General features: G+C 68.2%; 12 protein-coding genes. 7 read left to right on the top strand and 5 right to left on the bottom strand.

Annotation, left to right across the window (positions count from 1 at the left end):
* A partial coding sequence (locus ACSIH6_RS38685; protein WP_435113749.1) for an ATP-binding cassette domain-containing protein occupies positions 1–463 on the bottom strand: 463 nt, incomplete at its 3' end.
* 70 nt (positions 464–533) lie between these two features.
* Positions 534–1,547, bottom strand: coding sequence for an ABC transporter permease (locus ACSIH6_RS38680; RefSeq protein ID WP_017566868.1), 1,014 nt, complete (start codon positions 1,545–1,547; stop codon positions 534–536).
* Positions 1,548–1,722: 175 nt separating this feature from the next.
* Here ACSIH6_RS38680 and ACSIH6_RS38675 point away from each other — a divergent pair, with 175 nt between their 5' ends.
* From ACSIH6_RS38675 to ACSIH6_RS38665, 3 genes are all read left to right on the top strand, one after another.
* Positions 1,723–2,124 (top strand): glycine-rich domain-containing protein, encoded by a 402-nt coding sequence (locus tag ACSIH6_RS38675; protein WP_435113747.1) that lies wholly within the window; start codon positions 1,723–1,725, stop codon positions 2,122–2,124.
* Positions 2,125–2,205: 81 nt separating this feature from the next.
* Positions 2,206–2,844 (top strand): hypothetical protein, encoded by a 639-nt coding sequence (locus ACSIH6_RS38670; RefSeq protein ID WP_435113745.1) that lies wholly within the window; start codon positions 2,206–2,208, stop codon positions 2,842–2,844.
* Positions 2,845–3,312: 468 nt separating this feature from the next.
* Positions 3,313–4,521 carry a methyltransferase domain-containing protein gene (locus tag ACSIH6_RS38665; protein WP_435113743.1) on the top strand — a complete coding sequence of 403 codons (1,209 nt, stop codon included), beginning with the start codon at positions 3,313–3,315 and terminating at the stop codon, positions 4,519–4,521.
* Positions 4,522–4,597: 76 nt separating this feature from the next.
* On the opposite strand, the gene ACSIH6_RS38660 is transcribed toward ACSIH6_RS38665, so the two are convergent.
* The 3 genes from ACSIH6_RS38660 to ACSIH6_RS38650 are packed head-to-tail and all read right to left on the bottom strand — an operon-like array spanning position 4,598 to position 5,756.
* The gene (locus tag ACSIH6_RS38660; protein ID WP_435113741.1) at positions 4,598–4,771 is read right to left on the bottom strand and encodes a DUF397 domain-containing protein; all 174 of its coding nucleotides are present in this window, start codon (positions 4,769–4,771) and stop codon (positions 4,598–4,600) included.
* A gap of 3 nt (positions 4,772–4,774) precedes the next feature.
* On the bottom strand, positions 4,775–4,954 hold the full coding sequence (locus ACSIH6_RS38655) for a DUF397 domain-containing protein (protein ID WP_435113739.1): 180 nt from the start codon (positions 4,952–4,954) through the stop codon (positions 4,775–4,777).
* Entirely contained in the window at positions 4,941–5,756 is an 816-nt protein-coding gene (locus ACSIH6_RS38650; protein ID WP_435113737.1) for a helix-turn-helix domain-containing protein, read from the bottom strand. The genes ACSIH6_RS38655 and ACSIH6_RS38650 overlap by 14 nt, the downstream gene beginning before the upstream one ends.
* Positions 5,757–6,065: 309 nt before the next feature.
* Between ACSIH6_RS38650 and ACSIH6_RS38645 the strand changes: the two genes are divergently transcribed.
* From ACSIH6_RS38645 to hemC, 4 genes are all read left to right on the top strand, one after another.
* A complete protein-coding gene (locus ACSIH6_RS38645) occupies positions 6,066–6,518 on the top strand; it encodes an ATP-binding protein (RefSeq protein WP_435113735.1) in 453 nt (150 codons plus the stop codon).
* A gap of 164 nt (positions 6,519–6,682) precedes the next feature.
* Entirely contained in the window at positions 6,683–6,886 is a 204-nt protein-coding gene (locus ACSIH6_RS38640; protein ID WP_435113733.1) for a helix-turn-helix domain-containing protein, read from the top strand.
* Between the two features lie 253 nt (positions 6,887–7,139).
* A complete protein-coding gene (locus tag ACSIH6_RS38635; protein WP_435113731.1) occupies positions 7,140–7,334 on the top strand; it encodes a hypothetical protein in 195 nt (64 codons plus the stop codon).
* A 38-nt stretch (positions 7,335–7,372) separates the two neighbouring features.
* Positions 7,373–8,392 carry a hydroxymethylbilane synthase gene (gene hemC, locus ACSIH6_RS38630; RefSeq protein ID WP_435113729.1) on the top strand — a complete coding sequence of 340 codons (1,020 nt, stop codon included), beginning with the start codon at positions 7,373–7,375 and terminating at the stop codon, positions 8,390–8,392.
* The last annotated feature ends 85 nt before the right edge of the window (positions 8,393–8,477 follow it).

Here is an 8,477-nt window from a genome sequence, read left to right as displayed (position 1 = left end):
CCCGTTTGGCGGGCTCGGGGATGCCCACCCGCTCCAGCGACTCCACCGCGCGTTCGCGGGCACGGGACCGCGACACCCCGGACCGGTGCACGCGCAGCGCCTCCACCAGCTGGTTGCCGACGGTGAACTGCGGGTGCAGCGACTGCATGGGGTCCTGGAAGACCATGGCGATGTCGTCGCCGCGCATCCGCCTCAGTCTCTTGTCCGAGGCGCCGACGACGTCGGTGCCCGCCACCTCGATGGCACCGGTGATCCGCGCCCGGCTGCCCCGGTGCAGGCCCATGAGCGCCAGCGAGGTCACGCTCTTGCCCGAGCCCGACTCACCCACGATGCCCAGCGCTCCCCCGACGGGCACGGCGAAGGACAGACCGTCCACCGCCCGGACGTCACCGTCCATGGTCGGGAACGTCACCCGCAGGTCGTCCACCCGCACGACCGGCCCCGACACCGCGGACTCGCTCACGCGGCCCCTCCCTCTTCGTCCCCGGGCCCGGCGGACCGGGCCGTGTTCCTTGCGCGTGTGCCCGAAGCGGCTATCCGTGGATGCGCACGCGCGGATCGATCAGCGGGTACAGCAGGTCCACCACCAGGTTGCAGAGCACGATGAAGAACGCGCCGAACAGCGTCACGCCCAGGATCACCGGCAGGTCGCTCTGCATGATCGCGGTGACCGCGTACCGGCCGATCCCGTTCAGCGAGAACACCTGCTCGGTCAGGACCGCGCCGCCCAGCACCAGTCCCAGGTCCAGGCCGAAGATGGTCACGATCGGGGTCAGCGTGGGGCGCAGCGCGTGTTTGAGCACCACCCTGCGTTCGCTCAGGCCCTTGGCGCGGGCGGTGCGGATGTAGTCCTCGCCCAGTGTCTCCAGCATGCCCGCGCGCGTCTGGCGCGCGTACATGGCCGCGTGCAGGAAGGCCAGCGTCAGCCACGGCAGCAGCAGCCCCTGCGCCCACCTGGACGGGTCCTCGGTCAGGGGGACGTAGCCCGGCGTGCCGAACAGCCCCCAGGCGTGCACGAGGAAGGCCAGGGACAGCAGCCCGGTGAAGAAGATCGGCAGCGACACCCCCGCCAGGGCGACCGCCATCGCCAGCCGGTCGAACAGGCTGCCCTTCCACACCGCGGAGACCACACCGACCAGGATGCCGCCCACCAGCCAGATCACCCCCGCGCCGAAGGCCAGTGACGCCGTGACCGGCAGCCGCGCCACGATCTCGGGGAAGACCTCCTGGTAGGTCTGGAAGGAGTAGCCCAGACACGGTGCCGCGCACTCGATCGTGTCGCCGCCGAACCGGTACTCCGCGCCCAGGAAGAGGCCCCGGACGAACTCCCCGAACTGCACGACGACGGGCCGGTCCAGGCCCAGTCGGTCGATGGTGGCCTGGATGGCCTCGGGTGTGGGGGCGCGGCCCACGTACATCGTCGCCAGCTGTTCGACGGTGCGCCCCGCCCACCGGGGCACCACGTAGAAGATGGCGAAGGTGACCATGGTGACCACGGCCAGGAGCAGGAGTCCGGCGCCCAGGCGGCGCAGGATGTAGGTCAGCAACGCGCGTGCTCTCTGTCGTCGGGGCCGGGGCGGGGGCGGGACGGGTCCGCGAACGGTACCCGCCCGCAAGCAGACAGTAACCCAATGTGATCATCTGGTCGCGCCCAATCGCCCGGCGCGCGCCTTCCGTGGCACTGGACATCACGGATCGTCCACGTCCAGTCACCTTCCGCTCTTGACTGATGCACTCCTCTCCTGGATATTCAGGTACGTCGCCCCTGAGACCGCCCACAGGGAGCTGGCCCGGTTCTTCACCATCGCCCGGACCGCCGACCAGGCCCCCGAGATGTTCTCCGGGTACATCGACGCCGAGTGGCACCGCCTGCTCGGCACCCCCGAGTACGAAACGCTCTGCCGACAGGCGATCGGCCGCCCTGTCGGCCACCGCCAGGAGGCGGGTTCGGGTACGCCGTCCTGGATCAACCGCTACCACGAGGAGTTCGGAGAGCTGTCCCCGGTCTGGTTCGCCACCGCTGACGGCTCCATCGACACCATCCTCTACCGGAACTACCTGGCTGGCGCTCCCCTCGTCACCATGTGGGACTGCACCCCGACCACCAACGACGAGGACGACTGACCGACCGACGCCATCGTGCGGCGACGGGCGGGGCAGTGGTCGCCCGCTGCCCCGCTTCCATGAGACGAACAGCGAGGACGCATGATCCGCCGCCTCTCCTCGGGGACCACGAACCCCGACGACATCCATCCGGGGCTCAGCGCGCACCAACGGGACATGATCAGCCGTTGCCCCTACCTCGGCCCCTCCGTCGAGAAGGGATTGACGGTCTGGAGCGCCGTGGAGGCTGGCCCCGGCGACGAGGCGGACCTGTTCGCAGCCCTCGTCGAGAGCGCCGAACTGCTTCGCCGGGACCGTCGGGAACTCGGTCCCCTGGCCTGTCGGAACATCGCGGTCCTCGGCCCCGGCGACGAGGGACGCGCGCGACGCCTGATGCAGTGGCCCGCCTGGCTGGCCCGCAACCTGTACGCGCCCGTTCAGCTCATGGTCGGGCGTTTCTGGACCGGTGTCCGGCTCACCGACAGCAAGGGGGAGACGATGATGCCGCCCCCGGTCTCGTTCTTCTCCCTGCGCAACGCGATCCCGAGCAAGGAGGGGACGTTCCTCGCCGCGAAGGTTCCGGACATCCTTGACGTACTCGCGGCCGGGCCGGGCGATGACGGGCGGAACGTGTTCACCGAACCCCTAGGCCATGCCGTTCCCACGACCGGCGCGGCCTCGGTCTACGCCGACCTGGTCCAGCGCTTCCCCGTCACCAGCAGCGGTAGCGGCACCGCCTGAACGGCTGGAGGAGCGTCCGTGTTCTCGTACTGGCTGGACGATGGGGCCGAACTCCGCCCCCTGGAACCGTGGAACGCCGCCGAACTGCTGATTTGCGTGGACTCCGCACGCGAACACCTGAGCGCGTGGACACACCTGGCGCACAGGGTGGTCGATCGGCCCCGGGCTCGGCTCTCTGGCGCGGTTCTTCACCATCGTCCCGACCGCCGTCCGGGCCCCGGGATGTTCTCCGGGCGGGGCGAGACGGCCGCTGCCCGCCGAAACCACTGACAGTTACCGTGCGGCGGGCTACTGTCAGTGACAGGACCCCTCACCCCTTGTGGAGGACACCGTGGGACGACACGCCGATCCCGACAAACCCACCGATGGCGGTAGCGGAGGCTCCGGAGGCACGGACGGAAGCCGCCCCAACGACCACGGTAACGAAGGCTTCCCCTCCCCCTCCCAAGACGGGCAGAGGCCCACCTGATGGGCGACGCGTCCCCGGGGCGGGCTCTGGCCCGGCTCCTGGCCTCCCGTGGGGTTTTCACCGACCCCGTGTGGCACCGGGCGGTCCTCGCCGTGGACCGGACCGCGTTCATACCCGACACCCTGTACGGCAAGGACCAGGCGCATCCCGGGTGGGAGTGTCCTGTGACCCGCTCCGACCCCAGGTGGGCCGACTGGGTGGCGGGCGACTTCGCGCTCGCGACCCAGGTGGATGACGGGCATCCCGCCGGAGCCCATGGCCGGGGCCGCAGGGTGACTTCCAGCATCAGCCAGCCCTCGCTCGTGGTCGCGATGCTTCAACAGCTCGACGCCGTCGATGGGCACCGGGTGTTGGAGGTCGGGACGGGAACGGGTTACAACACGGCGTTGCTGTGTCACGTGCTCGGGGAGAAAGCGGTGGTGTCCGCGGAGATCGACCGGGAGTTGGCCAGGATCGCGGTCGACAACCTCGCGCGGGCCGGGTACGCGCCGATGGTGCTGGACACCGATGGGGCAGCTCCCCTGGAGATCGGTGTCGGCACGGGCATGTACCACCGGGTGCTCTCCACGGTCGCGGCCCGCGGGCGGATACCCCACGCGTGGGTTCGGCAGGTGTGGCCGGGCGGGGTGATCGTGACCCCGTTCGAGGTCGGGAACCAACCGGGGGTGCTGGTGCGCCTGGTCGTCCAGGAGGACGGCACCGCGACGGGCCGGATCGTGGACGACGCGCCTTTCATGGTGTTGCGTTCCCAACGCCCCGACCCCCGTCGGCTCCGGGAGCTGGTGGACGAGGACGCTCCCGGCGTGCAGGCTGGGAGTACCGACGTGAACCCGCGTCTGGTCGCCTACCGCAACCAGGGATGGCAGCTCGTCCTCGGCCACCTGGCGCCGGACCTGCGGTACGCCGTGTACGAGGCCACCGAGGACCGCCCCGAGTGGGCGGGTGAGGCCAGTGTGTACGTCGCCACCCCGGACGGGTCGTGGGCACTCGGCGAGTACGTCCCGGCCGGTGGCCCCTACACCACGAAGCGGGCCGGGTCCCGGGACCTGTGGGCGGAGATCGGCGCCGCGTGGGAGGAGTGGGTTCGGTGCGGGAAGCCGGGCCGGGACCAGCTCGGCGTGACCGTGGACCAGGAGGGGACTCGGCTGTGGGTGGATACCCCGGTAGGGGTCCTTCGGCCTATGGGCACGGCCGCCGCTGCGGGGTAGCCTCATCCGGTGTGAACAATAGGATCGGTCCCCGCCCACTAGGACTGGGCGAGGGCCGATTCACGTGCTTCGTGATCTACTGCGCGGCGAGGGTGCCGAGCAGGGCGCTCCACGCATGGGCTGTGAATCCAACAGGACCCAACTCGCGGTTCTGGGTGTCACGGACGAGCACCATCTCCGGACCCTCCTTGACCTCCACGCACTCACCTGAGTGACCGCTGTAGCTGGACTTGTGCCAGTCAGACCTCACAGTTCACCCCTTCGTGACGGCGAGAACAGCAGTCCACTCCAGCGCGGGCACCGTGAGGTGGCCCAGCTCCCGGTTCTGAGTGTCACGGATGTCCGCCCCCTCCGCAGACTCCCGGGCCTCAACGCAGTTCTGCCCACCCGAACTGTATTTGGACTTGTGCCACTCACCCTTACGGTTGGCCATATCTTTCCCTCATCTCCTTGAGGAACTTCACGGACTCCAGCGGCGACCTTGCGGTCGCCTGTAATCTACTGAACAGCATCCCGAACCGGCGCACGTCCTTCAGGTCATCCGTGTTCTGGCCACGGTAGACCGACTCCACGTGCACAAGATCCGGTGCTGCCGAGGACGTTAGCAGCGAAAACGGGCCGTCAAGTCCGGCATGTGGGTACTGGTCCCAGCCGTGCAGCTGGACCATGATTCGTCCGCTTTCGGCCAGTTCGATGATCCGGTCAATCTGCTTGACCATCATCTGGCTTGGGCCAATCGACCGCACTACCGTGATGTCATCGAGCACAGCATGGTATTGCGGCCCGCCTGGGCGAAGAACTTCTTCCCCCCAGTCCATTCGCTCGCGAAGCCGTTCCTCTGCCTCGGCAGGTGACAGCCACGGAGCGCCTGCAGCAATAGTGGCGGCCGCGTACTCGGGATGCTGGATCGTGCCAGGAACCAAGCTGTTCTGATATTCGCGGATCATCTCCGCTTCAGCTTGCATCTGCCGGAACTCACCGATCCAGTCGACGTGTTCCGGCTGGTAGACCTCCTCATAGGTGCGGACCAGCCGCCCCTTGGCTCCCAGGAACTCGTCCAGGTCAGCGATCTTCGATTCGTTCAGCTTTCGGCGGCCGTTCTCTATATGGGAGATATGTCCGGGTGTGCAGTTGAGATGGCGTGCGAGGCCGTCCTGTTGGATGCCTGCCCGCTTCCGAGCGCGCATGAGGGCATGACCAAACCGGACATCCAAGGGGTTCCGTTCAACTTCCATTACCCCATGTAACCAAAGATGGTAGTCCGAAGTCTACGAGAAGTAGACAGAACTTGCGGCGAAGTATTCAGTACTGGCCAGAACGTTTTCTGATCTTCAAAACGCTGCTGCGGAGTGGGATCTTGGCGTCACGGGGTCGGCAAGATCGGCCCACGTACTCCCGCCCCTCACCGGGGCACCAGCGCCGTCCCGCCCGTCCCCATCGACGGACGGGACGGCCCCACACCCAGGCACAAAAAACCTCGGCGACCGAAGTAGAGAGCGACCGCCGAGGCAGAGTGCCCCACCCCGAATAGCCCGAGGTGAGACATGAACAAGCCTATCGTCCAGGTCCCGACGCTTCCACGCCGACTGTGCGGAACCAGCACCAAATCAGGCATCCTGCTCGGCCCCGACCTGGGCCACGTCAAGATCGCCCGCCGCTGGGCCGCCCAGGCCACCCGCTCCCGGCCAAGCCTGGCCGAACCGGTCAGCGTCGCCGTAAGCGAGATGACCACGAACGCGCTCCGCCACACCGCGTCCGGCCTTCCCCACGGCACCGTCCGCGTGGAAGTGGAACGCACCTTGCGTCACCTGGAACTCCGGGTGACCGACAACGGCCCCCGCCCCGGAGAGGAACCCACGTTCCCGGCCGTACCCGCCCCCGAACCGCTCCGCCCCAGCGGCAACGGGCTGCGCCTGGTCGAGGCCCTGTGCTCCTACTGGGACTGGAAGCAACACTCCTGCGGTGCGATCACCGTCCGCGCCGTCTTCCCCTGGTAATCCAGCCCCTCTGGTCGCCCTTCGGTCTCCGCGCCGTCCCTCCGTGACGGCGCGGACAAAGGGCCGGTGTCCTCCGCACCGGTCCCAGGTCCCGCCTCCTCCTTCCCCGAGGAGGCGGGACCTCCAGCCACCCCCAACCACACACAGAACACAGAAAGCCCCTCATGCCCGACTACAGCTACCTCCTCGACGGACGCCCCGACGTCCTCACACCCAGCGAAGTCGCGAAGCTGTTCAACATCCGCACCCGCAGCCTCCACCGAGGCGACTGGGACAACGTCCTCAAACCCTTCCGCACCCCCGGCGGAGCACGCCGCTACCCCAAAGAACACATCGCCGCCCTCCTCAACCAGGCCGACACCCCCTGAGCTGGTGCGGTGGCGACGCACCCCCACCGTCCGTGCCGGGGGTTTCCGCTGCCGCACCACACCCGGGCCCCGGTTTGGCTCACCGGGGTCCGGGACCCAAGACCACAACGCTGCCCCGAGGGGGATGGGTGGCGGCTTCCCTGCGGGGGTCACCGGTGCGTGAGGAGCCCGGTGGCCCCCCACCACAGTCCCGGGGCTGGGCGTTCCTTCCCCTGCCCGGCCCCGCACCCACCACCAGGACGAGAACGAGGACATGACCGACGACGCCCCCACCTGCCCCGGATGGAACATCCGCACGACCCCGGGCAGGCCCAGCCAGTGGCTCCTCCGCAACGCGGAAACCGGCGAGAAACGCACCGCCACCACCCCCGAGGAGACCCGCGTCCATCTGCCCCGGGGGCTGATGGTCACCGACCACCGACTGTTCACCACAGCCATTCAGCCCTGAAGAAACACCCACCGAACACACCACGTTGAAAGGCTCCTATGTCCACGCTCGTGCCGATCTCCAGCAACACCCCCGCCGTGTCCGCGACCCGCACCATCGAGTACTTCGCCCAAACGTTCACCGACCGGCCCGCCCTGAAGTTGGGGACCCGTACCTCTCCCATGGCCTTGGCCCAGGCCCGTCTCGTCCGTGACCAGCTCGCCGGTCTGGGGGTGGGGGTGGAGATCGTGCCGGTCGAAACCTCCGGTGACCTGTGGCAGGGGGACCTCGCCGATCTGGGAGGTAAGGGTGCGTTCATGAAGGAACTGGATCGCCATCTTCTACTGGGTGATGTCGACTTCGCGGTGCACGCGGTCAAGGACATCCCCGGTGATGTACCGCTCGCGCGTGGGACCACCCTGGCCGCGTTTCTGCCCCGGCAGGAGGTCGCGGACGTGCTCGTGCTGCGGGAGGGGTCGCGGTACTCGTGTCTGGAGGAGATGCCACCGGGGACCCGGGTGGGTACGTCGGCGGTGCGGAGGAAGGCCCAGCTCCTCAAGCACCGACCGGACCTGCACGTGGACCGGATCAGGGGCAACGTCAACGCGCGGATCGCACGTTTGGATAGCGAAGGGGTGTGGGAGGGGCTGGTGCTGAACGCTGCCGGGTTGCGGCGTATCCGTATGGAGCACCGGGCGGTTCAGGTGTTGGACGCTGAGGTGATGTGTCCTGCGGTGGGGTCGGGGGTGATCGGGGTGCAGTGCAAGGCCGCGGACACGGACCTGGTGGAGTTGCTGCGGTCGTTGGACGACGCGGCCACGCGCACGTGGGTGACGGCGGAGCGGACGATGTTGCATGGGTTGCAGGGGCGGTGCAACTCGCCGATCGCGGGGCACGCCACGTTCACGGCGGATGGGCAGCTGTGTTTGAGGGGGATGGTGTTCTCCCGGGAGGGTGGCCGGTTCGTGTATTCGCAGGAGTGGGAGCGGGTGGAGAACGCGGCGGAGTTGGGGGCGTGGGTGGCTGCCGACCTGCTGCGGAAGGGTGCGCGGGGGATCATCTCGGGGAACGCGCGTTGATGTGGGGGGTGGTGCGTGGGGTGTGGGGACACCCCTTAGTCTCATTACACACTGTAGTCAATACGCACAGATAGTGACAGCATGT

The sequence above is a fragment of the Nocardiopsis synnemataformans genome (assembly GCF_965343085.1).
GTDB classification, from domain to species: domain Bacteria; phylum Actinomycetota; class Actinomycetes; order Streptosporangiales; family Streptosporangiaceae; genus Nocardiopsis; species Nocardiopsis alborubida.
This window is presented reverse-complemented; position numbering and strand designations above follow the sequence as displayed.